The sequence below is a fragment of the Thiorhodococcus minor genome, from assembly GCF_010820565.1.
In the GTDB taxonomy this organism is placed as follows: domain Bacteria; phylum Pseudomonadota; class Gammaproteobacteria; order Chromatiales; family Chromatiaceae; genus Thiorhodococcus; species Thiorhodococcus minor.
This window is the reverse complement of record NZ_JAAIJQ010000002.1, coordinates 1-22969: the sequence shown is the minus strand read 5'-3', so window position 1 is coordinate 22969 and position 22969 is coordinate 1. Positions and strand designations below refer to the sequence as shown.

The following is a 22969-nucleotide window of genomic DNA, read 5'->3' as shown; positions in this document are numbered from 1 at the left end:
TCCCGCACCCGAAATACTCGGCTCCCGCGCTGCCTTTCCAGGGCCTGGCTACAATCCCGCCCCCAACGAGAGCAGCCGCAAGAGCCCCGTCCACTTGAAGGACCTCATCCGCCTGCGCGGCCTCCGTCAGAACAACCTCAAGAACCTCGACCTGGATCTGCCGCTCGGCGAGCTGATCGTTGTCACGGGCGTCTCCGGCTCGGGCAAGTCGTCGCTCGCCTTCGACACCCTCTATGCCGAAGGCCAGCGGCGCTACGTCGAGACCTTCTCGCCCTATGCGCGCCAGTTCCTCGACCGCATGGACCGCCCGGCCGCGGACCGCATGGAGGGCATCCCGCCGGCCATCGCCATCGACCAGACCAATCCGGTACGGACCTCGCGCTCCACGGTCGGGACCATGACCGAGCAGAACGACCACCTGGAGCTGCTGTTCGCCCGCGCGGCATAGCTCTTCTGCCACGGCTGCGGCCGGCCCGTGCGAGGGGACGCAGCGGCGCATGCGCCCCCAGGGCGGAGCTGTCGCCGCACGACTACCTGTCCCACATGGGTTTTCGGCAGAGGTCTCTCGTGAAGGATCTGCCCCCATGTTAAGCTGCTGCTAATGAACGACTACCGACTGAGCCACGCAGAGCTGGCTGAGCTGCGTGCTGCCCACCACCGGGTGCGCGAGATCGGCGAGGCGCACCGCATCAATGCGGTCATTCTGCTCGGTCCGGGTCGTTGGGCGAGAGACGTTGCTGATGCCCTGCTCCTGGATCCCGAGACGGTGCGCAGCGATTTCAAGCGTCACAAGAAAGGTGGCCTCGACGACCTGCTGCGCATGAGCGATATAGGCAGCGAGGACTTGCTCGATAGCACTCAGTTGCGCGCGCTGGATGCGCGCCTGCAGAGCACAGTGTATCCCACCGCTGCGGACGTGGCGCGCTACGTCGAGCAGACCTGGGGCGTGCGCTACACGCCCAGCGGCATGACCGCGCTGCTGCATCGTCTCGGCTAGGCCTACAAAGAGCCCTCGCTGCTGCCAGGCAAGCATCCGCCGGTCGAGACCCAAGAGGCATTCGTCTCCAAGTACCAGAATCTAAAGGATAAGAAGTCCGAAGAAGATGTCGTCGTCTTCATGGACACGGTTCACCCGCAGCACCATCCGGTGCTCGGTTGCGGCGGAATCAAGCTCGGGAACCGCGACGAGATCCAGAGCAATACCGGACGGGGCGCTGAACATCTAAAGGTGCGATCAACATCGAGACGTTGCAGCAAGGCTTTAAAGGTGCAAAAATACAACGTTCATAATCAGGGGCTTATGATTATCGCTCTTGCGCATACCGACGACGTTTGCCAGATCCTGGCGCGGGCAGCTGCATCGAATCAGAGGGCTACGCTGGTGCACTCTTGGTGACCTTCAGAGCCATGGACGTTGGAGCTTACCTACCTTGTGGACGGTACCATCGACGCGGTCTCGACGACCGCCTTGCTCAAGCAGTTGGAGAATGCTCACCCAACCGCTCCGCGGATCATCGTGATTTGCGATAACGCCCGCTACTACAAAGGCAAGAGCGTTGCGGACTACTTTAGGCCTTGATCATCGTCTGGTCCAAAACCCAGTGCAAGCGTAAGGATCGCTGCGATCTTGGTTAGGAAATTCAGTGCCTTACGCAGGGGCGCCTTGCTCCCGGCGGCCAGGTGGACCGAACGATGATCGAGGCCCTACTTTAGAAACCTCCCGCATTCAACTTGAGCCATTACCGCCTTATAGCCCCAACCTCAACCTGATCGAGCGCTTCTGGAAATCCTTTCAAGAAGCGCGTGCTTTACAACCGCTATTACGAGCGGTTTACCGAATTTCGAACAGCCTGCAAAGCGTTCTTTGCGGAGCTCGAAAGGGATTCGCCGCAACTACGCACACTTCTGACTGAGAACTTGCAGGTTATCGGTCATTGAGAGCCGCAATTCCGCATTCGTCAGGTATACAAGAGCGGCAATATCGTGAAGAGAGCTCCAGATTGGCATTGAGTGCCGCTGAAGGATACCAAAGATCAGCCCGCGGGCAGGAGGTGGAAACGTTTCCACGACTTCATCGTCATTCACTCTATTCTGAATTAAGTTTTTTACGCGCCCTCGTTGAAGATAACCAAGTCCACTAGCCTAACAAGGTCGAACTGGTAAACGAGCATTATTTTCCCGCCTCTTGCATCAATCAGGAATCAGCTTCCTGAGCACAGGCAATCCGCTCGCCGCCTCGTCCCGCGCTCCGATTAAAAAACCCTTACCCTTCGAAATAGAAGGTTCCAGTATCACTGGTTTTTCTTGCCGGGACACTGCATGGTTGTAAGCTTCGGAAGACCGATTTCAGTCCTCTTTCCTGCCCGCCACGCATCTGCTCTTGCCGAGCGCAAGGTGCGTATTGAAAAGATCAAGCTGAACGAGCCTCAAGGTTGATATGGATATCTCCTTGCATCGGCCAAGAAGCGCGCGCTATTCGTAACGGGCCAGTGCGGCTTGACAATAATTGCATCAGAGTCAAGACAGCATCGATTTACAATATATATTCGCGCCTCGCGGTCAGACCGAGAATCTAGGCTACCGCTCGCCCTCTATCAACCGAACGACTGATTTCTGGAGCAGTCCATGAAAACTGAACTATGGTGGGAAAGAGATGATTTGTACTACAACGACAACAACGAGCTCGTCTTTGCCAACCAAAACATAGAGCAGTTTGCCCGGCAGCTCGGCACACCGCTTTTCGTTCACAGTGCAGCACGCATTCTTTCCAATATCACTCGAGTAGAGCAGGCCCTGCAGAGCACGGGGCTGGAAAGCAGAGTTTTTTACGCACTCAAAGCCAACCGCTTTGCCCCTCTGCTGACCTTTATCAAGGCAGCGACCGGTTGTGGTATCGATGCCTGCGCCCCTGCCGAAGTCCGTCATGCCCTGAGCTGCGGATTCGCCCCCTCTGATATCTCCTATACCGGCACATCCGTCTCCAATGCCGATCTTGATTTCCTGACTGGAATCCATGGTCTCAAACTCAACTGTGACGGCCTAAGCATGATCAGACGTGTGGGCGAGCGAGCCCCTGGTCGCGAGATAGGCTTGCGCATCAATCCAGCCATGGGCACGGGCTACGGCTCCAACGAGCTGCTCCGATACAGTGGCGAAAAGCCGACCAAATTCGGTATATACGCCTCGGAGCTCGACGAGGCCATAGAGCTTGCCGCTCAATATGACCTGACCATCACCAGGATCCACTTCCACACGGGTTGCGGTTATCTCAACGACCAGCTGGAGTCATGGGAAGAGGTTCTCAAAACCAGCCTGGCGATGATCCGCAAGATCCCTAGCCTCAGTGCAGTCAACCTGGGAGGCGGACTCGGCGTACCGCTCACCCGCCATGACAGCGAGCTCGATCTCGGCCAGTGGGCAGGGGTCATCAGGCGCGTTTTCGGCACGACCGGGTATGAGATCCATGTCGAGCCTGGAACCTATATTGCCAAGGACGCCGGCCTGCTCATTCTCGAGGCGAACACCGTGGAAACCAAATCCGGCAAGCTCTTTGTCGGCGTCAATAACGGGTTCAACCTGACCATGGAGCCGGTCCATTACCAGCTTCCCGCCGAGCCTGTTATGTGCCGGCTTCCGGATTCCCAGAAAAAGACCTTTGCCCCGGAAAACATGCGGCCGACAACCTTCGTCGGCAATATCAACGAGGCACTCGACGTCATGTATGACGACCTTCCCTTCCCCGCAGTCGAAGAAGGAAGCCTGTTGGCGCTTATCAATGCCGGCGCCTACACCACTTCGATGAGCTCGAACCACTGCATGCGGGGAGAGTATTTGGAATGCCTTCTGCTCGACGGTATTGAGCTGCGCAAATAGAACGCCTCGACGAGACCGACGAAGAAGACAGATCTCATCAAAAATCATCACATACACTGGAGAAACGATATGCTGATCTACCCCGATGAATACAGGCTCAACCCCAACGACGGCTATCCTCAGAATAAGGATTTCCTCGTCACCCGCCAGGAAGATGGTAAAGGAGCCGGAGTCTATGCCAAAAAGAGCCTCAAGCGCGGTGAGTTCGTCGCCCGCATCACTGGGAACATCGTTCCCAATATCGCTCAGCACACCCTGCAGATGACGCCGACCACCCATCTCCACGACCCCTATTTTACTGGTTATCTACTCCATTCCTGTGCGCCCAATATCTTTCTCGATATGACCGAGTTCGAGATTTGGGCCCTGCGCGACATTGAGGTGGGACAGGCCCTGACCATGGATTACGCCTCCACCGAAGATGTTCTCTTCAAGCAGTTTCCATGTCTCTGCGGCACGCCTAACTGTCGTTTCTGGATCACCGGCCGCAAGGAAATGGTGAACGCGGAGGGGTTACGCGTCATCAGCGAGCAGCTCGAAGCCCTGGGTCGCGACTCCAGCGAAATCGTCACAATGGACTGTGCATGAGAAGGCGGCTATGACGACACAGGTAAAGGCCGCTGCCGCCTATCCGGCAGCAACAACGGAGCAGATCAGCCAAACCGACAAACGCCACACCCTCCATCCCTGGGCAGACTTGGCGACTGCGCCCACGACCGGCGACCTGGTGATCAGCAAGGGAGAGGGGTATCACGTCTACGATAGCGATGGAAAACGCTACATAGACGGTATCGCCGGCATGTGGTGCGTCAACATCGGCTATGGCAGCTCGGAAATTGCCGAGGCCATGGCCAAACAGGCTCGAGAGCTCGCCTACTACACGCCCTTTGGTGCCATGACCAATCCGCTTTCCGCAGAGCTGGCCCGTGTTCTTGCGGAAATGGCCCCCGGTGATTTGAATCGCGTGCAATTCACCACCAGTGGCTCAGGGGCAGTCGATTCGGCGATCCGTTTCGTCCACTTCTATTTCAATGCCATTGGCAAGCCGGAAAAGAAACATATCATCTCGCGCCTGGAGAGCTACCACGGCAGCTCGTATCTTACGGCATCTCTCTCCGGCAAGCAGGTCGACCGCACCTACTTCCATTATATGGATGACATCATCCATCATATTTCCGGGCCCAATCCCTATCGGCGCGAGCCTGGTCTCTCGCTAGAGGCGTATTGCCAGCAGCTCCTGGATGAATTCGAGGCCAAGATCCGGGAGCTGGGGGCGGAGAGCATCGCCTGCTTCCTCGCCGAGCCGATCATGGGCTCGGGCGGCGTGCTCGTTCCTCCACCTGGTTATCACAAGGGGATGAAGGCACTCTGCGAGAAGTACGACATCCTCTATATCCTCGATGAGGTGGTCACGGGTTTTGGCCGCCTCGGGCATTTCTTCTCGGCAGAGCCGGTTTGGGGGATCACGCCGGATCTGATCACCTGTGCCAAGGGCATCACCAGCGGCTACCAGCCCATGGGCGCGGTGCTCATCTCCGATCGCCTCTTCGACCGCATTTCCGGCGACAATGCACCTGAGGCCGCCTACTTCACCAATGGTTACACCTATTCCGGTCACCCGATTACCTGTGCCGCCGCCTTGAAGAATATCGAGATCATCAAGCGGGACAGGCTCTGCGAGCATGTGCGCGAGATCGGCCCCTACTTCCTCGAAAGGCTGAAAACCCTGGAACAGTACGAGATCGTCGGTGAGACTCGGGGCAATCACCTCATGGCCTGTGTCGAATGCAACATCAGCGGCAACCCGGTTGCGGCCGAGGCCAAGGATATTACCGCCGCACGCACGGTGGACAAATACTGCGACGAGGCCGGTCTCATCGTCCGGCCCTACGAGGCCCTCTTGATTCTCTCCCCGCCCCTGGTGATCGATAAGAAAGGCATTGACGAGCTGGTCTCCATCATGGCCCAGGGTATTGAGCGAGCGACAGAGGAGCTGAAAGCCGAGGGGCTTATTTAGATCCCAGCTCGTGACGGCGGCCAATCATTCCAGTTGATCAATTGGGGGAACAGTATGCAGGACAAACTACTTATAAACGGTGTGCTCGTTGCCGGACACGGAGGCATCGAAAACATCGTCAACCCCGAGAACGGGGAAACCATTGCTCAGATTCCAGGCGCGAGTCCAGCCCAGGTCGATGATGCGGTCATGGCGGCTGAAAAGGCCTTCGAGACCTGGTCGCGGGTCACGCCCTCCGAGCGCAGCGCCCTGCTCGCCAAGGTCGCCGACATCATTGAGTCGCGTGCCGAAGCGCTGTCCCGGCTGGAATCCCTGGATACCGGCAAGCCCTATCAGCGCATGCTCGAGGATGAGATCCCGGCCATTGTCGACTGTTTTCGCTTCTATGCCTCGGCCTGCCGGCTGATGACCGGATCGGCTGCGGGCGAATACTTCGAGGGCATGACCAGCATGATCCGGCGCGATCCCGTTGGCGTGGTCGCCCAGATCTCGCCCTGGAATTACCCGCTGATGATGGCCGCCTGGAAGATTGCACCCTCACTGGCGGCCGGGAACTGCGTGATCTTCAAGCCCTCCGAGAACACGCCCCTGACCATGCTCGAGCTGGCGCCCTTCTTTGCCGAGCTCCTTCCGGCGGGCGTCTTCAACATCGTTGCCGGAAACGGGCCGGAGGTCGGGGCCGAGCTGGCCAAGCACCCCCGGGTGCGCATGATCTCGGTCACGGGCTCGGTCAACACAGGTAAGGAGGTGCTGCGTCTGGCGGCCGGGAACCTGAAACGCACCCACTTCGAGCTTGGCGGCAAGGCCCCAGTGATCATCTTCGATGACGCCGATATTGACCATGCCGTGGAGACCATCCGCAGCTACGGCTACTACAACGCCGGACAGGACTGTACCGCCGCCTGCCGCGTCTATGCCGCCGAAGGAATCTATGATGAGTTTTCCGCCAAGCTGGCCGAGGCGGTCAGCACGATCAAATACGGCGATATCAACGATCCCGAGGCCGAGATTCCGCCCCTGATCACCGCACGTCACCGCGAGCGCGTGGATGGCTTCGTCCAGCGCGCGCTGGCCACCGGTCATATCGAGGTGCTGTGCGGAGGCAAGCCGGTCGACGGCGCCGGCTATTTCTACGAGCCCACGGTTCTCAAGGGCGCCTTGCAAAAGGACGAGATCGTGCAGGAAGAGGCCTTCGGCCCGGTCGTGTCGATCACCAAGTTCGACAACAGCATCGCGCAGGCGGTCGAGTGGGCCAACGATTGCGAATATGGCCTCGCATCATCGGTCTGGACCAAGGATGTCGGGCGGGCGCATGCCGTTGCCGCCAGGCTCCAGTATGGCGCCACCTGGATCAACACCCATTTCATGCTGCCCAACGAGATGCCGCACGGAGGCATGAAGCAGACCGGCTACGGAAAGGATTTGTCCATGTACGGCCTCGAGGATTACACCATCGTGCGGCATGTGCTGGTGACCCACTGAAACAGGCACGGCAAGCGCGGTGAGGTTTGCTGACCGGCCGTGCATGGGGCCATTCCGCCCGAGAATAGAGCCGAGGGCTCTGGGCAAGGCGGCGAATCGAGCCGGGCTGGCTCCTGGGCGAGGTTGGGCGAGCACAGCCTCCGTCACGCTTGCCCAACCTCAGTCTGAGCCGTGCTGCTCACCCTCGCCCGAGCCTCCCTGCTCTGGAAGGATGGCATAGTGCTGCAATCTCAGACTCAGCAGGATCGAGACCCCAATTCCGACGATGCTCAGGGCGGACAAGGCGATCATGACGTCTCTAGTGACGACCTGTGACAGGGTCGTACGCTCGTAAATCGAGAGGCCAGAGGCGGTGAGAAAGGCCGTGTATCCGCGATGCTCGAGATCAGGCGCTCCGGTCTGGAAAGGGCATGCGTTAGGTGCGCGTCGCACTTGGGACACTGATATGGGGACGCGCGGCCTCGGCGCGCCGACCCCGGAGCTCGGCGTTGCGGGCCTCGGACACCGAACGCAAAGCCGCAGGCTGGACATCGCTCTGTCACGGTGCGTCTCCATGAATGCCGATCATTGGGGTTGTGCCAATCGCCTCGCTTCGGATGCGCGCGGCGCCGGCTCCCGGGGCGGCATGGTGTGGCCTTGGCCTCACCGCCAGCCAGACGGGCTGAAGATCAGAATTGGAAGGATAGATTCGCACTGATGACATAGTCGGCGAATGCGGCATCGCCGCGAATGTCCAGCCCCGTCAGGTCGGACAGCTTCTTGTCGGCCAGGCTTTGCAGCCGGTTGCGGTAAACCGCGACGGGCACGCTCAAGTCGAAGCTCCACGCCTGCTTGGTCAGGTGAATCCCTGGCTCGATGAAGACCGCATAGCCAGGGCGCCGAAACCCCTCGCTAGCGCCGAAGACATCCCGGACAGGAACACCTTCGATACGGCCCCCGAGGCTCAGCACCATGCCCCATGCGGGCTTGACCGCGTAGTTTAGGCCGAGCCGGGCAATGTATTGATCGGGCACCGAGTTGACCGCTTGATAAGGATTCGGCGGCCGGTCGTTGGGGGTGGTCTCGACGCCGTTGGTGTTGCGCGGGTTGAAGAGGTAATAGCCTTGCAGATAGAGGTCCAGGTCTGGCGCGAAGCGATAGAACCCGTTCAGCTCCAGTGTCCACCCGAAACCGCCGTCGCCGGGCTGAATCGATTGGTCCACGGCGGCCTTCACCGGGCCTTGGCTGGTGTAGAAGGTGTCCTGGGCATCGTACTGACCGGTGGGCAGCTTGGGCCCCATGCCCAGGGTCAGGTTTGCGTCGGGCCGCTGGGCCGGATCCAGAAGCCAGTAATGCGCCGCGATCCGGATGTCGCCCAGCCCCCCGGCGGAGGTGGTATGCCGGTTGATGTTGTCGTGCTCATAGAGGGTCGAGCGGGTCGAGTAGACCCAGGGGATGACGGCAGAGAGGGTGATGCGGTCGGTCCAGGCATGCTGGACATTGATGTCCATGTACCAGGATTCGTTGATGGCCTCGGCGCCCAGCTCGTTGGGCAACGTGAATTCGTCGTCTCCGATGAAATGCCGGTCGGACTGAAACCACTGGAAATTGGTCGCGACACGCGTGTCGCCCGACGCCAAGTACCGATCGTCGCCGGTCAGGGTGAGCGGACACATGGAGCCGCCGCGCACCGCGATGCAGCCATGGGCGCTGGCGTTTTGAGTGGATGCCATGAGCCAAAGCAGGGCGAGCGGCCAGGCGGCATTTCGCATCCTCAGGATCCCCCATCTCATTGTTGTTCTGTTGCAAGCAGAGGGCTTGTCGGCTTAGCTCGGGATTCGGCGCGAGCCCGTCCAGGGAGATTGTGCGCGCCAGTCGTGCGATAGGGTCGCTGTCGTCGGAGCCAGTCGTGACGACTCTGCTGCCATGCGCCGAGCCCAAGTCTCCCTCGAAGCGGCAGAATAGGGTCCAGGGCTCGCGAGAGGCAAGGCTCGATGTTGCAGTCGATCGCCTATGACTTGATCACCCTGCATGCTCCCCGGTCCCTTGTCTCTGGGCCATGCCGTTGGCACGGCTCTTTGAATCCCTGCCGCTTTCGTCACCCATGCCGCGTCCACCGAGCAAATTCTCAACCACATCGGTGAATCGCCGCCCCCACCACGGATCGCACCCGCGCGCGGACCAGCGGCCTACGGGACAGTGAATGTAACTCGTGAACAGAGCGCATGTCAGTTGTCCACGCGACTGCGGAATCCGACCGAAGAAGCTTCAGTGTCCCGAATTTGACCGACAACCCATCGTATGGCGAAGGCCGCGAGCTCCCCCTCCTCGGACCTAGCGGACAAGACGGGCCAGGATTGCGGAGGACCGTCGCACGAAGACCGTCACACGAGGGCAGGAACGGGATCCGAGCTCGGACGATGGCTCGCCGGGCTGTCCTAAGGGTCCTTGGACGCGCTCACTCCACTGATCGCCTAAGGGCTTGCCCAACCCACGACAAGAACGGGGGCCGAAGCCCCCGTTTGCTCTGCAGTCAGTCGACGGCTCGGGCTTAGAAGATCGAGACCTGCCCGCTGACGCCGTTCTGCACTTGGTTGGAGCCGACGACGTTGAAGCCGCCGATCGAGTTGCTCTGATCGACCGCGACGGCCTGCTCCTGGGCGAGGAGGTGCGCGCCGAGATCGAGCGTCGGGCTGTTGATGTAGCCGAAGACGGAGCCGAAGGTATCCCCGGCGAAGGCGAAGCCGCCGGTCACGCCGCTCATGGCGGCCTTGTCGAGGGTACGGTCGGCGTTCAGGTCGTTGATGGTCAACATGGTTGCTCTCCTGTGAGTTTCAGTTTGCGTTTCAATGGGACTGGGGTCCTTAGGCGACCTGACCGGCGATGCCGTTCTGGGTCTGATCCGAGATCACCAGGTTCAGTCCGCCGATGTTGTTGGACTGGTCGACGGCCAAGGCCTGGTTCTGCGACAGCAGGTGCGTGCCGAGGTCGATCTCCGGGGCATTGACAATGCCGAAGAGCGAATCGAAGTCGCTGAAGCTGAAGCCACCGCGGACAGTGGTCATGGCGGCTGCGTCGAGGTCGTTGCGAACGGCGAGGTCGGTGATGGTCAGCATGATGGTTTCTCCAGGTGCGTATTTGTTTCGAGTGATTCGCGCTCTGTCGTTGCGCTTGCCAGGGATAAAGCAGCTGCTGTGCCAACCTTCGAAAACGAGCCGCGAGGGCGCCTAGGATAAGGCTTCTGCGGGTTTGCCACTGTGGGTCAGGGTCAAGATGGGGGGATCTCTGTTCGTTTCTAACAAACAGACATGAAATAAGTGTTGGCGAGAAACGCAACAAGATCCTGCGGGCAGTTATCCCCGCGGCCTGTGACCAGAGTTGTGGATAAGCTGTGCGCGGAAGCGCCAAGCCGGCGTCCGGCTTCATCGAGCCGACATCTGATCGCAGCTTGACCACCTGGCCGGGGCGATCCGCAGATCGAGCTCCGACTCAAGCACGTCCTCCCAGGCCGACGGTCCGCGGGCGGGCACGATCAGGGGTGGACGGGGCGGCTCACCGATGCGGCTGAGCATCTGCTCGATGGACGCGGCCTCGGTGACGAAGGCGATGAGGCGCTGGCACCAGAGATAACGGGCTGGTGAGCGCATGCTCGGGGCCGTCTCGGTCGGTGGGGGCTGAGCTCAACACCTATGCTTGACGCATCTGTCTCCTGGGGCTCATTGACGGTGGCCGCCGCACGCAGGGGCGAGCTGGAGGCCAGCGCGCCATGGTCACGCTGGCGATGCTGCCTTGGTGGCCGCCAATTTCCGAACAGGCCGCTGGAGCTGATCGATCAGCTCCAGCGGCCTGAGCGTCAACACCCTAGGCGAATTCCTAGCATCCTCGTAGCAGTCGCCTGCAAGCGGGCTCCTACGAAGACGGCGCCGTAGGAGCCCGCTTGCGGGCGATCCCGAGGCTTAGGCGGGAAAAATGACCGGCGGAGAGCGTCTTGCCCTCATCCCGTCACTCATCTCCTGAGTGTGAAAGGCTGGTAGGAAGATTGGCTCTCTTACGTCTAGTGTGGGTAACCGGCTTGGAGCCTGCTGGATCATAGCGCCGCCTGCGCACGCCTTTGGTTCTTGAATGGACAGGCGGGCAGATGCCTGAGCTTGCCGGCGACGAGGTCGGCGATGGTGATGAGATGGCGCACGGAGCCAAAGCCCCGGGCCTTTGCCTTGGCGGCTTGGATCTGGGCGTTCGCCGCCTCGACACGCCCGTTGGTGAGCTTGGAGTCGAAGGCGTTGAGGATGCCCTCCCAGTGAGCTTTGACGGTCTTGGCGAAGTCTTTCATGGGCGCGAGGCGACAGCGACGTGCCCAGCTGTACCAGCGCTCGAGCAGGGCCTCGGCCTCCTCGCGGGTGGAGGCGAGACGGAAGATCTCGCGCAGGCTCTCCTTGATGCGGTAGGCGCGATGGGTCTTGAGGTTGAGGCGGCGCAGGTCGGTGTACTGCAGGAGTTGGCCCTGGCTCCAGTCCTGTTGGTCCTTCAGCCAAAGGTAGCGGCTGCGCTTGAGCACGGGATTGGACTTTACCTCCGCGCGGCGGACCGCATCGACGGCCTTGTTGGCGAGCTGGATGACGTGAAATTCATCGAAGGTGATGTTGGTCCAGGGCAGGTGCTCCTCGATGCCTGAGCGGTCGCTCGCCGACATGTCGATGCAGACGTCGCGGATGTTCTCCGCACAAGCGCCGTGGGCCTCGAGGTCATCGGCGAGCTGCGCTACCACCTCGGCCTTGCGCCCCTCGGTGGCGAACAGCAGGCGCGGCGCCTCCAGGTCATGAAAGAGACTGATGTCATGGTGTCCGCGCCGCGCGGCGGTCTCATCCAGACCCACGGAGGTGACCTCAGAGAAGTCCTCTTGGGCCCGGGCGCGCTCGACATAGAAGTCCAGCACCCGCCACAGGCGCATGTCGCTCACCCCCAGCAGCTGCGCGACCTGGCGCACCGTCATCGCCCGACACAACGCCACGATCAGCGCCTCCATCAGCTGAAATATCTTCGTACGACCCCGATTCCGCCCCGGGACGCGGGCGTGGATGCCTTTCTGTCCAAGCCCTTCGATGTCGAAACGGCGGTGACGCTGATCGGCTCCTCGACCAGACGGACCCTCCACACCCCGCCAGCGGCCACCGCACCACACAAACGTCAGGGGTAACCGGCTGGCGCACTCGGACGATGAGGGTGCGCTGATGGACTGCCCCCGCTGTCAGGATAGAAGCCCGGGCTGATGCGAGAAGAGTCGCAGGCGAGACAATCGATATCTTTGCTAGGATGTTTCATCAATCCCGCTCCTGGCCTCGATAGGCATTCAACACCCTGCAAGGCTGTTGCGATCAGCCCTCAACAGACACCAAGCAGCATGTCGACCCAGCGACTCGAATCACTCGTTCAGGCACTACTCGACGGCGACGAGACGCAGGCGCTCGACGAGCTCGAACGCCTGCAGCAGGCCAAGGTCACGCCCAGGCGCATCGTCTCTGAAGGCATTGAGGAGGCCATGTCCAGACTCGATGCCAAATGTACCCTGGAGCAGTTCAATCTCCTGGAGATCATGCTCTGCGGGCGCGCCATCACGGCCCTGATCAAAAGGCTCTACCCGCTCGATCAGCCGCCACCCCATAGCCGCGGCACCATTCTCCTGGCCAGCCTGGAGGGCGACATCCATGACCTGGGCAAGAACATCGTCAAGGTGGTGCTCACGGCGACCGGCTATTTCGTGATCGATGGCGGCAAGGACTGCTCGCTCGATCGGTTGATCGACTCCGCCAAGCAACACACACCCATCGCGGTCGGCGTTAGCGGACTCATCACCACGGTGATCCCGCAGGTGCTGCAGGTCCGGGACCGACTCGCGCGCGACGGACTCGGCTCGGTCCCGGTACTGGCCGGTGGCGCGGCCTTGCGTCAGGCGAGCGCCGAGCAATTGAAGGTCGACTTCCTGGCTCAGACCGCCTTCGATGGCCTGGGCTACCTGGAGCAAATCACGGGGGCACGGACATGACCGGCGCCGAGCGACTGCGCGCGGCCATCGCCTTCGAGTCCGTCGACCGGGTGCCGGTGATCGCCCAGGTATTCGGTCATGCGTCCTCGCTCGCTGGCGTCGCGCTCAAAGACTATCTGCGCGATGGCGAGCTGCTGGCCCGCTGCCAGGTCGCGGCCTGTCGGCACTATGGGCTGGAGGCCGTCTTTGCGCTCATGGATGCCGGGGTCGAGACCGAGGCGCTGGGATCGAGGCTACGCTATCGTGACTCGACCTATCCGACCGTGGAGCAGTATGCGCTCGACCCCCATGGCGAAGGGATCGATCAACTGCCACTCGATCGGGCCTGCACCGCCGGCCGCATACCCGAGCTGCTCAAGGCAACCCGCCGGCTGCGCCACGACCTCGGCGATGCGGTCTTGGTGATTGGCTGCGTGACCGGTCCGATGACGCTCGCCGCCCAGCTGATGGGCCTCGAGGCCGCACTCTACCTGGCCATCGACCAGGCGTCCCGCTTCGCCGAGCTATTGGATGTGACCGCCCGATTTGCCCAGAACTGCAGTCGCAAGCAGTTGGAGGCCGGCGCCCATGCGGTCATGCTGTTCGACCCCGTTGCATCGCCAGAGGTGGTGCCACCGCAGTTCTATCGCGAGCTCGTGCTTCCTCGAGTGCGCGAGGTCCTGGCCAGTCAGCGCCAGCATGGAGCGGCCTTCACCTGGATCCATGTCACCGGCAACACGCTGCCGATCTTGCGCTACTACGCGCAAGCGGGGGCGGACCTGGCCAACATCGATTTCAGCACCGACCTGCATCAGGCCAGTCAGACGCTGCCCCGCACCTGTCTGAACGGCAATCTCAAACCACTGGCCTTCGTGAACGAGACGCCGGCGACCATTCGGGCAGCATCCGAACGGCTGCTGCGGGACCTTGGCCCGCGGCGCGGATTCATCCTCTCGCCTGGCTGCGAGATCCCGCTCGAGGCACGACCCGAGACGATCGCCGCGATGATCGCGGCGGCACGTGACTCAAGTAACGTTCATTGACATGCCCAAGCTCAGCGTCATCACCGAGGAATCCGCACCGCAGTGCCTGGCGTTCGAGCCCGGACCATCCTTGATGGCCCTGCTGCAGACGGCCTGGCTACCAGTTCGCAGCGGCTGCCACAACAGCGGTGCCTGTGGACTCTGCCGCGTTCGGGTCATTCGCGGCGATGCCGGACAAGCCAGCCTGGCCGAGACGCTGCACCTGGACTCTGGCAACCTGGCCGCCGGCGAGCGGCTCGCCTGTCAGATCTTTCCGAACGCCGATCTCGAGGTCGAGATCCTGGCGCCGGCACGGGCGTTCGAGCCGCGGCCAATGCACAGCCTCACGCGTGACGACAACCCGTCCCCGTCGATGCAGCGGCCGTGCCGACCCAGCCCAGGGGCGGACGACCGGCTTGGTATCGCGGTCGACCTGGGAACCACCATGCTGCGCCTATCGCTGTGCGATCTCGGCAGCGGCGAACGGCTGGCCGATTGTGCTGGCGTCAACCCGCAGCTCAGCTCGGGCCTCGATGTCCTGAGCCGACTGCAATCCGCGGTCGAATCCCCCGATGCGCGCGCGCGGCTGTCGCAGAGCGTCGTGGCCGCAATCGGCACGGGTATCTGGGACATGATGATGCACACCAGGGTACCGCTCGCACGGATCCAACGCCTTTCAATCGTTGGCAACACGGCCATGCTGGCCCTCTTGACGTCGAATCGGATCGAGCAGCAGCTTCGACCGCAGCATTGGGATCAGCCAGGCGCGGCGTTGACCTATGATGCCGACACCTGGTCACTCGCTTGGGGATTGGCTCCAGACACGGAGATCGAGCTCGTGCCGCCCCTTGGCGGCTTCGTCGGCTCCGACCTGCTGGCCGCCGCGCTCGCCGCCCGGCTCGATGCGAACGCGGCGCCGGCACTGCTGATCGATTTTGGCACCAACTCGGAGCTGGCACTCTGGGATGGCGAGCACCTCCATGTCACCGCCGCGGCCGGTGGTCCGGCCTTCGAGGGCAGCGGCATCAGTTGCGGCTGGCCGGCCGAGCGCGGGGCCATCACCCGTGTCAGGCCGGGTGATGAGGATCGGCTCGCCTTCGAGGTGATCGGCGGCGGCGAGCCGCGAGGGCTCTGTGGCTCGGGACTGGTGGATCTGATTGCGCTCTTGCTGCGCAGACGGCAGCTCTCGGCGATCGGAGGCTTCGCGAGCGCCATCCCTGCGCGAGGATTCCAGTTACGCGATGCGGCCATGACAGCGCCTCCGATCCGATCACCGCTGACACTGACCAAGGCCGACGTCGATAGCTTCCAACGCGCCAAGGCCGCCATTGGTGCCGGCATCCAGGCGCTGCTCGACTCGGCGCAGCTGCCGGCCGGGTCGCTACGCCAGCTCTGGATTGCGGGTGCCTTCGGGGCCGCGCTGGACCTGGAGAATGCGCGTTCGATAGGACTCTTGCCCGCGCTCGATGATGCGCGCTGTCATTTCGCCGAAGGCGCCGCCCTGTTGGGCTGCGAGCAGATCCTGCTCGACAGGGCCGCCGCCGCACAGGGCAAGCGACTGCGCGACCGCATCAGGCTCATCAACCTGGCCCAGTATCCCGCCTTCGAGACTGCCTTCATGGCCCACCTCTACCTACGCCCGCAGACGGAATCCGCAGCAGCCTTCGCACCATGAGCACAGCCTCCGACAAGGGCCTGGTGAAGCTCGCTCAGTACCTGGCCGGCATCAGCGCCCATCAGGCCATCTGGCCCGAGATCGCCAATGCACTAGTGCAGTTGCTTGGAATCGAGGTCGCCGCGGTTGGAGAGCGCGACCCAGGTGGCAAGACACGTCTTGCCCATTGGTCGTGCGCGGCCGATACCGACCAGAGGCTGCGAGATGATCACCAATCCATGCTCCTGGCTGCCATGGACGAGGTGCGCGACAGTGGCTTCTTCACATCGCGCCGACTGATGCCCGAGGATGGACGCACGGCCCACCCGTGGGAACTGCTATTCCTGCCAATGATGCGCGGCAATCAGGTCACTGCCGTCCTGCTGATCGGCGCCAAGCGCACCACCGCCTTCACGAGACAGGAGCTGGATTTCCATCTCGCCATCGCCGGTCTGGCGGCCGTCACGGCCGAGCGCCTGATCGGTGAGCGCGAGTTGCAGCAGCACCGGGCACATCTCGAGGAGCTGGTCGCGCAGCGCAGCGGCGAACTGCTCGAGAGCAATCGTCGCTTGCACCAAGAGGTCGCCCAGCGTCAGCAGGTCGAGGTCGCCTTGCGGGCCGAGAAGGACAATCTACTGCGGATCCTCGAGGCCATGGACGACTTCGTGCTGATCGTCGGCCCCGATCATCATGTGCAATACCGCAACCCGGCAATCAAGACGGCCTTGGGCGATGGCGGACAACAGCTTTGCCATGAGCTGTTGAGCGGCCAGGAGCAGCCCTGCTCCGACTGTAGGCTAACGGAGACCCCTCGCGCCAGATCGCAGCGCGTCGAGTGGCAGTGCGCGACCAACGGCCGCATCTACGATCGCACCATGACGGAGCTGCAAGATATCACCGACGGCGAATTCAGCTCCACCCTCGTCATCTTGCGCGACATCACCGAGCGCAAGCGCTCCGAGGAACAGGTGCGTCAGATGGCCTACCATGATGACCTTACCGGTCTCCCCAACCGTCTAATGTTCCAGGAACAGCTCAGGATCGAACTCTCCCGAGCCGAACGGAACGGCACCAAGCTGGCGCTGTTCATGCTCGATCTCGACAAGTTCAAGGCCGTGAACGACACCCTAGGGCACCACGCCGGCGACCAGCTATTGCGCGAGGCGAGTCAACGGATGCGTGCTCAGATCCGCGGCCAGGACATCCTTGCCCGCACCGGCGGTGACGAATTCATGCTCATCCTGCCCGATCTGCATGCCGAAGAGGGCGCCATACGGGTTGCGGCCAAGCTGGTCGATGCCTTCGCGGCACCCTTCGCACTCTCGGGGACCTCGGCCCACGTCACAGCCAGCATTGGTATCGCCCTCTACCCGGATCAGGGTCTAGCCGGCAAGGTGCTGATCGAGAACGCTGATCGCGCCATGTATGAGGCAAAGCACCGAGGCCGCAGCGGCTACTGGTTCGCCCACGACCTCCCATCAGGATAGAATTAGACAGGCATCCAGGCCAAACAACGACCTCTCCCTTGGTCATGGGCGTTGGCAACAGGGTGGCCTCTGGCTGTCCGTCATTCAGACCCTGGGCGTCGCCGAGACACTCGGCCGCCAGGGTGCTCAGTGTCGTGCCCCGTTGCGGAAAGCATCGCAAGACGCTCGGGGCCTCGGACAGGAGGGACTCGGCCCGCGCCGGATCCTGGCCGGCGAGCCGCTTCAACAGACCCGCGCGCCAATACCTTGGGCCATGCCGTCACCCCCGGTCGTTCCACCTCCGCGTCCTGGCTGTCGCAGACCCGTCCCCACGCCTGCTGCCAATCTTCACGCGCCGCAATCGGATTGCACGGCGGTCCACCAAGAACCTCGCCGGCCGAACGCAGGTCCGGCGCCAGACCAGCACGGCGCAAGTGTCTTCCAGCTGTCTCAAGGGGAGGACGAGACGCGCCTCAGTGCTGGGCCTGCGCCCCAGCAGCTCATCCATCGCCCGGCCTCGCTCAGCCCACGGCGGGCAAGCCAGTGCAGGATCCGCGCGCACACCTGTTCGGTAATGACGGCGAGGCCCCGCCGATGTCAGTTCATCCGTGGGGCGAAAGCACACGGATTCAGAGGCATCGACGGCCACCTCCTCCGGCTTGAAGATCCCATGCCATCGCGTCTGCACCAACCTCGGAATGATGGACACGCACGCCGAGCCTCCGCACTCCCCGTCTGACACCTGGTCTACAATCCCGCCCCCGACGAAACCTGCCTCGAGAGACGCCGTCCTTTGAACGGCACTGGCGGACGGGGACCGCTACCTGTTGTGCAGTGACGGCCTCACCAAAGAGCTCGGCCCGGAGCGGATCAACGCCATCCTGGCTGCGTCGGATCCCGGAGACGCCGCGCAGGCCCTGGCCGACGCCGCCTGCGACGCCGGCGGGCGGGACAATGTCACCACCCTAGTGATCGACTTTCTCGCGAGCGGCGGCTGAGCGTCGTCCGTCCTTCTTCGGCGCGATTCGCTTCCGTCCCCGATGCCGACCGCGGGCTCGAATCGGGACTATAGTCCAATTGAGCGCAAAACCTTGCGTGTTGTAGGTGAGTCATCGCGTTTCGAAGGGTAGCCCCGGGAGGGATTCGATGATCACGACTCGCTTCGACCCGAAGGTCCACGGATTCCATTTCAGCAACAGCGATATCCGTTGGCGCATCCCGCTGCCCTTCCTGGGCTTCATCACGGGCAAGGCCCTATGCGGCGGCATGGTGTATGCCGCCCTGGACTACTTCCACGCGACTGCTGCCGTGCCCGAGGCGACCCAGCCGCCTGCCGAGGGCTCGGTCCTGCACGCCTATATCTTCAGTCGACAGAATGACGCGCACCTCAATACGGTGCCCAAGTTCGGGTCGCAGTGGATGCCGCTCGTTGGGCCGTTCGTCGCCGTCAACTCCTCGACCGAGTACCAGAAGCTCAAGCCCTATCTCCAGCGCGGTCTTCCCGTGCCGATCTGTCTGGTCGGCAAGGACAAGGGGCATCACTTGCTTGCCATCGGCTGCGAGCCGTACCGGATCTCGATCCAGGCCTACGACCCGAATCATCCGGACAAGATCGTCACCATCGAGCAGAGCGGCGGCGAGCTGCAGAACTCGGTCGACAAGGGAAGATGGCCGGCCTTCTTCGTCGATGATCTCTATCACTTCCGGCACCCGCCGCATCTGTCAGGCATCGACATGCTCGGCAACTGGCGCTGCTGCATCTATTGCCGCACCCTGTTCTGGAGTCAAGGGCCGCGAAACGGCGTCTGCCCGGCCGGGGCGACGCACCTCTGGACCTATGGGACCGAGTACTTGCTCGACATCGGGGTGGCGAGCGGAGACCGAGATTGGCGTTGGTGCCGCAAGTGCCAAGGTCTCTTCCTCGCGCTGCTGCCCGGTACCTGTCCGAGCGGCGGCGCCCATGACGGCGGCACCAGCCAGCGCTTCACCCTAACGCACTATGCGCCCGGAGTTGGCGGGCAGCGGAACTGGCGGCGCTGCATGAAGTGCGAGGGCTTGGTCTTCACGGGCGCGGGCGGCCCGGCTGCCTGTTCAGCAGGCGGCAAGCACGACTGTCACCATTCGGACTACGCGTTGCTCATGGCGTAGGGGCTGCGCCTGCGCACAGAGCCTGCGAGAAGCACTTCCGTGTACGTCGGATTGCCCTGAGCATGCAGGGTAGGGTACGCACCGCGTACCCTCCACACGCCGACGTTCATCGTCCGGGGGCCTCAGCGGCTGTATGCGCGTTAGCGCAGCCGAAACCGACGCTCCGTGGTCTGCCGTCGGGTTACGGCGCGCACCGCGCGACTCAGCAAAGAGCCAGCCTCTCAGCATGCGCGCCTAACCCGACCTACGGGACTCAACTACCCAGCCTGGGAGCAGCTGCGCGCGTGCTTCGGCGCCGCGCGCGTCGCGCCGCTGCGCCCCCTGATCGGGCACCGCTATGCCGAGAAGAAGGACTTCTGCGAAGCACTGCAAGCCCACAGCGACCTCCCCCTCGCGGCGCTCGACGCGCGCTTCTGGAGCCAGGTCGACGGCGGATATAAGCGCTTTCTCGAGGGCTTCGCCTGGCTGCTGGAGTACCGTGAAGCGCTGCACGTCTATGCCGAGATGATGCGCCAGTCCCTACGCATTCAGTCCGTGCTCAAGACCCAGGGGCTCGGCGCTCAGGCCCTCACCACCTTGCAGGCCGAGCAGGCCGCCCGCGCACTCCTCACACCCCGCGCGCGCGCCTTCACCGACCGCCTGCTCGCGTGCGTCGAGCCGTCATTCCGCACCCCGTCAGCCGTTTGCAGACTATATCGCCACATAGCGCGGCCCGAGCAGTTCCAATATGACGCTGTGCTGTTGCTGGACGTTGAGCACGATCTGCTCGACGTGCTCAACGACCAGCACATGGATGCCTTTGAAATATTGGAACACCCAACGCGCCGTGGGATGCGTGGTGGGCTTGCCCTTCTGGTCGGGAACGGTGGCCTGCTCGGCCTTGAGGGTCTCGCGGATACGCTGCTCCAAGGCGGCGTAGACCAACAGGCACAGGGTCATGACCATCATCAGGGCCATGATGCGCTCGGGCTTCTTGAGGTAGAGCGTCGCGGCCATGAACATCGGATCCTTGAGGAAGCGAAAGCCGCGCTCGACCTTCTGCTGGTCCTTGTAGGCGGCGATGAGATCTTCATCGCTGAGGGTCTGCGCATCGAGCTGGTTGGTGGCGAGGATGAAGCAGCTCTTGCGCTCGAGGCGACGCTGGCGCTCCTGCACCCGCGAGGCGAGCGCGCCGACGATGCGATAGACAAAGAAGTCTGGCTCGCGTCCCTTGGCCGGGCGCCCCTTGCCCTTGAAGCGGGGCAGCGCCTCGATGTGGGTCTCCCCGAGCATCGCGCTCTTGAGGGTGCGCTCGAAGCGCGCCAGGGCCTTGAGCGCATCGGCCTCGCAGGCGAAGTCGGTGCTGCACAGGCGCTCGAAGCCCTTGAGCTCGGCGTGACCCTGCTTGAGACAGTGCTTGTCGACGCGCTTGAGGGCGCGTTGACGCGCCTGCGGGGAATACACCACGACCCAGCGTTGGCGTACTTCGCCATAGCTCGTGCCCAGGGTACGCCACGCCGCTTGCGTGGGATCATCCATCAACGCTGGGGCCACCGCATGGATGAGCTCGCGGGCGAGCGTGAGCGTTTCGGGCACGCGCGAGATCCACGCCTGGGTGCTTAGCTCCTGGAGCGTCTCGCGGGTGTAGAGCGCGCTGTCGGCGATGAGGATCTCCAGCCCGACAGCGCCTTGCAACTGCTCCATGTAGGTCCTGACGGTCTCGCGGAAGGCCGTTTTGTCACTGCTGTTGCCGCTCAAGGCCTCTATCAGCAGGGGAATCCCGGCTTGGCGCTCGCAGAGCAATTGCAGCACTACCTGGTTCAACTCCGGACGGTGATCGCGGCTGTAGCCCCGGGTGATATGAATCGCGCCCGCCGGCTCCTCAAGGTCGCTATTGTACTGCCCATCGACATGGAAGCTGCTCGCGTCCAGATGCCCGAAACGACACACCAAGCCCAAACGCTGCACCGCCCGCGCGGCCAGCTGCGCATACAGTCGGCTCGGGCCATAGGCGTAAATCCGGTCCAGCGCGCGCCCGAGCACATCGTCGTTGAGATGCTCCGCGGTGATCCCCGGACCAAGCAGGCGCTCCACGGGCTTGTCCTTGAAGAACAACGGGGTGAGGTACAGGGCGCGCTGCGTAAAGCCCAAGCCGTTGAGCACCATCGCCTTAACCGCCTGCCCGAGGGAGACGTTGCGGCTGTCTTCATCCTGCACCAGCGCTTGGTCGATCAACTCCCCCAGACCTAGCTCGTCGTACATTCCGGCCACGAGCCCCAGGTGATTGAAAACCTGGCTGCTGTAATGGCGTGGACTGGCCATGGAGCCGGTGCCGATGTGGATGGCCATGTGTGCTTCCCCCCAGTATTGGCGAACAACGCCATGATAGGGGACGTCAGGGAACAGCTTCCGCTAGGGTGAAGACTGTGGAAGAACGGTCTTCAGTCACGATCACTGGCAAATCGTTAATGAATCGTGTTCAAAGCGACTGCGATTCCATTGAAAATCAGCGATCATCCGCAAGAAGAAAGTCTTTCCTACACGCTTTGGCGTGCGGAATGTCGGCTGCAAACATTCGCCGTCACGATACAGGGTGCGCGCGAAGACGCGTTGGACGGCTGGCCATGTGTATTGGCGCGTCACCTCGGGGCGCTCGCCCCACTCCTCCCACACCGCCAGAATGTTTGCGGCAAAGTCTTCGTGCACCTCGCCACCGCGGGTGAGCGGCGTCGGCTCCACGGTGATGCCCGCGGCGCCGACGGTGTTGTTGACCAGGGTGCGCAGCACGCCCCGCGTGAGGTCGTGATTTTGCTCGAGGTGACGGGCTTGCTCGCGGATGCTGGTTCCGGCCTGGCGCACGGCCGCAGAGCCAGACAGGGGTCGCGCCGTTGCTTGCGCGAGGTATCCGGGCGCGCGGCCTCGTAGTAAGCCAAAGCAGCCCTGGCTTGAATGCGCCGCAGCGCCCAGGACGGCGCGACGGTGGCGATGGCGCGATCGACCAGATTAGCCATTGCCGAAGCTCGCAACACTGACGCTCAGCCCGCCACGGGTGTGGGCGGTGCTTGCAAGCTCGGCCATGACGCGACGCTCCCACTCCTGGCGCCCGGCGCGGATCTCGGTGAGATCGGCCATGGTGAGGGTGCGCCCCTCGAAGGCAGAGGATTTGCCGTGCTGCAGCAGGTCCTGCTCGGCGGCGAGGTAGAGGTCGCGCATGTCGGTGGCGGTAGACATACACGACAGGCTAGCGTGAAGTCGGAGAGTAAGCCGGGTCCTTGCCGCCGTTTAGGCCGAAGTTGGTGTTCTCTGTTTGCCGCCTGGTTTCCCGGCGGT

At 62.5% G+C, this 22969-nt stretch carries 22 protein-coding genes and 2 pseudogenes; 13 read left to right on the top strand and 11 right to left on the bottom strand.

What is annotated here, in order from left to right; all coding sequences use genetic code 11:
* Nucleotides 1-94: 94 nt before the first annotated feature.
* Nucleotides 95-445: pseudogene (locus G3446_RS00740) on the top strand (hypothetical protein); the annotation flags it as partial.
* Nucleotides 446-601: 156 nt separating this feature from the next.
* A complete protein-coding gene (locus tag G3446_RS00735; protein WP_164450476.1) occupies nucleotides 602-997 on the top strand; it encodes a winged helix-turn-helix domain-containing protein in 396 nt (131 codons plus the stop codon).
* Nucleotides 998-1078: 81 nt separating this feature from the next.
* On the opposite strand, the gene G3446_RS00730 is transcribed toward G3446_RS00735, so the two are convergent.
* The gene (locus G3446_RS00730; RefSeq protein ID WP_164450475.1) at nucleotides 1079-1222 is read right to left on the bottom strand and encodes a hypothetical protein; all 144 of its coding nucleotides are present in this window, start codon (nucleotides 1220-1222) and stop codon (nucleotides 1079-1081) included.
* Nucleotides 1223-1643: 421 nt separating this feature from the next.
* Here G3446_RS00730 and G3446_RS28905 point away from each other — a divergent pair, with 421 nt between their 5' ends.
* The 5 genes from G3446_RS28905 to G3446_RS00710 all read left to right on the top strand — a co-directional run bounded on the left by G3446_RS28905 (nucleotide 1644) and on the right by G3446_RS00710 (nucleotide 7372).
* The gene (locus G3446_RS28905) at nucleotides 1644-1913 is read left to right on the top strand and encodes a transposase (RefSeq protein ID WP_342450000.1); all 270 of its coding nucleotides are present in this window, start codon (nucleotides 1644-1646) and stop codon (nucleotides 1911-1913) included.
* A 712-nt stretch (nucleotides 1914-2625) separates the two neighbouring features.
* On the top strand, nucleotides 2626-3873 hold the full coding sequence (locus G3446_RS00725) for a type III PLP-dependent enzyme domain-containing protein (protein WP_164450474.1): 1248 nt from the start codon (nucleotides 2626-2628) through the stop codon (nucleotides 3871-3873).
* 69 nt (nucleotides 3874-3942) lie between these two features.
* On the top strand, nucleotides 3943-4461 hold the full coding sequence (locus G3446_RS00720; RefSeq protein ID WP_164450473.1) for an SET domain-containing protein-lysine N-methyltransferase: 519 nt from the start codon (nucleotides 3943-3945) through the stop codon (nucleotides 4459-4461).
* Nucleotides 4462-4471: 10 nt separating this feature from the next.
* Nucleotides 4472-5890 (top strand): aminotransferase, encoded by a 1419-nt coding sequence (locus G3446_RS00715; protein ID WP_164450472.1) that lies wholly within the window; start codon nucleotides 4472-4474, stop codon nucleotides 5888-5890.
* 54 nt (nucleotides 5891-5944) lie between these two features.
* The gene (locus tag G3446_RS00710; RefSeq protein ID WP_164450471.1) at nucleotides 5945-7372 is read left to right on the top strand and encodes a gamma-aminobutyraldehyde dehydrogenase; all 1428 of its coding nucleotides are present in this window, start codon (nucleotides 5945-5947) and stop codon (nucleotides 7370-7372) included.
* Nucleotides 7373-7531: 159 nt separating this feature from the next.
* Here the strand turns inward: G3446_RS00710 and G3446_RS28570 are convergent, their stop codons facing one another.
* The 6 genes from G3446_RS28570 to G3446_RS00685 all read right to left on the bottom strand — a co-directional run bounded on the left by G3446_RS28570 (nucleotide 7532) and on the right by G3446_RS00685 (nucleotide 12503).
* On the bottom strand, nucleotides 7532-7663 hold the full coding sequence (locus G3446_RS28570; protein ID WP_280818751.1) for a hypothetical protein: 132 nt from the start codon (nucleotides 7661-7663) through the stop codon (nucleotides 7532-7534).
* 377 nt (nucleotides 7664-8040) lie between these two features.
* A complete protein-coding gene (locus G3446_RS00705) occupies nucleotides 8041-9123 on the bottom strand; it encodes a transporter (RefSeq protein WP_164450470.1) in 1083 nt (360 codons plus the stop codon).
* A 779-nt stretch (nucleotides 9124-9902) separates the two neighbouring features.
* The gene (locus tag G3446_RS00700; RefSeq protein ID WP_164450469.1) at nucleotides 9903-10166 is read right to left on the bottom strand and encodes a hypothetical protein; all 264 of its coding nucleotides are present in this window, start codon (nucleotides 10164-10166) and stop codon (nucleotides 9903-9905) included.
* A 49-nt stretch (nucleotides 10167-10215) separates the two neighbouring features.
* Nucleotides 10216-10467 carry a hypothetical protein gene (locus G3446_RS00695; protein WP_164450468.1) on the bottom strand — a complete coding sequence of 84 codons (252 nt, stop codon included), beginning with the start codon at nucleotides 10465-10467 and terminating at the stop codon, nucleotides 10216-10218.
* 306 nt (nucleotides 10468-10773) lie between these two features.
* On the bottom strand, nucleotides 10774-10998 hold the full coding sequence (locus G3446_RS00690; RefSeq protein ID WP_164450467.1) for a hypothetical protein: 225 nt from the start codon (nucleotides 10996-10998) through the stop codon (nucleotides 10774-10776).
* A 440-nt stretch (nucleotides 10999-11438) separates the two neighbouring features.
* Complete coding sequence (locus G3446_RS00685) at nucleotides 11439-12503, bottom strand: ISL3 family transposase (RefSeq protein WP_342449999.1); 1065 nt, start codon at nucleotides 12501-12503, stop codon at nucleotides 11439-11441.
* 246 nt (nucleotides 12504-12749) lie between these two features.
* Here G3446_RS00685 and G3446_RS00680 point away from each other — a divergent pair, with 246 nt between their 5' ends.
* From G3446_RS00680 to G3446_RS27890, 4 genes are read left to right on the top strand one after another with little or no spacing between them, the layout of a single operon-like run.
* Complete coding sequence (locus G3446_RS00680) at nucleotides 12750-13391, top strand: cobalamin B12-binding domain-containing protein (RefSeq protein ID WP_164450466.1); 642 nt, start codon at nucleotides 12750-12752, stop codon at nucleotides 13389-13391.
* Nucleotides 13388-14413: a uroporphyrinogen decarboxylase family protein gene (locus G3446_RS00675; RefSeq protein ID WP_164450465.1), complete on the top strand. Its 1026-nt coding sequence runs from the start codon at nucleotides 13388-13390 to the stop codon at nucleotides 14411-14413. Before G3446_RS00680 ends, G3446_RS00675 begins: the two co-directional genes overlap by 4 nt.
* A complete protein-coding gene (locus G3446_RS00670) occupies nucleotides 14391-16067 on the top strand; it encodes an ASKHA domain-containing protein (RefSeq protein WP_164450464.1) in 1677 nt (558 codons plus the stop codon). Before G3446_RS00675 ends, G3446_RS00670 begins: the two co-directional genes overlap by 23 nt.
* A complete protein-coding gene (locus G3446_RS27890; protein ID WP_164450463.1) occupies nucleotides 16064-17533 on the top strand; it encodes a diguanylate cyclase domain-containing protein in 1470 nt (489 codons plus the stop codon). Before G3446_RS00670 ends, G3446_RS27890 begins: the two co-directional genes overlap by 4 nt.
* Before the next feature lie 67 nt (nucleotides 17534-17600).
* Here G3446_RS27890 and G3446_RS27885 read toward each other — a convergent pair.
* Nucleotides 17601-17762, bottom strand: a pseudogene (locus G3446_RS27885) (TIGR02679 domain-containing protein); the annotation flags it as partial.
* A 577-nt stretch (nucleotides 17763-18339) separates the two neighbouring features.
* Between G3446_RS27885 and G3446_RS00655 the strand changes: the two are divergent.
* Complete coding sequence (locus G3446_RS00655; RefSeq protein ID WP_164450462.1) at nucleotides 18340-18510, top strand: hypothetical protein; 171 nt, start codon at nucleotides 18340-18342, stop codon at nucleotides 18508-18510.
* Between the two features lie 148 nt (nucleotides 18511-18658).
* Entirely contained in the window at nucleotides 18659-19660 is a 1002-nt protein-coding gene (locus G3446_RS00650; protein WP_164450461.1) for a hypothetical protein, read from the top strand.
* A 690-nt stretch (nucleotides 19661-20350) separates the two neighbouring features.
* On the opposite strand, the gene G3446_RS00645 is transcribed toward G3446_RS00650, so the two are convergent.
* From G3446_RS00645 to G3446_RS00635, 3 genes are all read right to left on the bottom strand, one after another.
* A complete protein-coding gene (locus G3446_RS00645; protein ID WP_245232225.1) occupies nucleotides 20351-21988 on the bottom strand; it encodes an IS1634 family transposase in 1638 nt (545 codons plus the stop codon).
* Nucleotides 21989-22090: 102 nt separating this feature from the next.
* Entirely contained in the window at nucleotides 22091-22606 is a 516-nt protein-coding gene (locus G3446_RS00640; RefSeq protein ID WP_280818755.1) for a phage portal protein, read from the bottom strand.
* Between the two features lie 36 nt (nucleotides 22607-22642).
* Complete coding sequence (locus tag G3446_RS00635; RefSeq protein WP_167757056.1) at nucleotides 22643-22870, bottom strand: hypothetical protein; 228 nt, start codon at nucleotides 22868-22870, stop codon at nucleotides 22643-22645.
* Between the last annotated feature and the right edge of the window lie 99 nt (nucleotides 22871-22969).